Source organism: Arhodomonas sp. KWT, assembly GCF_010993615.1.
This window is the reverse complement of the sequence record NZ_WNXE01000958.1, coordinates 1-636: the sequence shown is the minus strand read 5'-3', so window position 1 is coordinate 636 and position 636 is coordinate 1. Positions and strand designations below refer to the sequence as shown.

General features: G+C 65.6%; 1 protein-coding gene. It reads right to left on the bottom strand.

Annotated features, from left to right (window positions below):
• Positions 1–258: 258 nt before the first annotated feature.
• A partial coding sequence (gene coaD, locus G7A99_RS23545) for a pantetheine-phosphate adenylyltransferase (RefSeq protein WP_163144477.1) occupies positions 259–636 on the bottom strand: 378 nt, incomplete at its 5' end.

Genomic DNA, 636 nt, shown 5'->3' with positions numbered 1-636 from the left:
GTCCTCGGAGGCACTGAAGGGCAGGTTGCCCACGTAAATCGATTTCATCGTAACTACACTCATCTTCCCTACCGGCCGCTCCGGGTCCGGTAGCTCAAACATCAAGTCTTGCTAGGCGACGCACTTCCATAATGTAGAACGCCACCGTGGCACGCCCTTCCAGGCGCACCGGGGTCGACAGTAAGCGTTTCCCGGGCGGTTTGCAATTACAAATTGACGACGGCGCCGGTGCGCCGCCGGGCGGTAGCGCAGAGCCGCTCAGCTGCGCGCCATGCGCTGGTCCAGCGCCCGCTGGACGCGGGGGTGGACGAAGCGGGTCACATCGCCGCCGAGAGCGGCGACCTCGCGCACGAGGCTGGAGGAGATATAGGCATACTGCTCCGCCGGGGTGAGGAACATCGTCTCGACGCCGGGGACGAGCTGGCGGTTCATACTCGCGAGCTGGAACTCGTGCTCGAAGTCGGAGACCGCACGCAGGCCGCGCAGGATGATCTGGGCCCCGCACTCGTTGACGAAATCCGCGAGCAGGCTCTCGAACGGACGCACCTCGACGTTGGGCAGGTGGCCGAGGACGTCCGCGCACAGCGCGACGCGCTCCTCGAGGGTGAACACCGGGCGCTTGCTCGCGCTGGGATA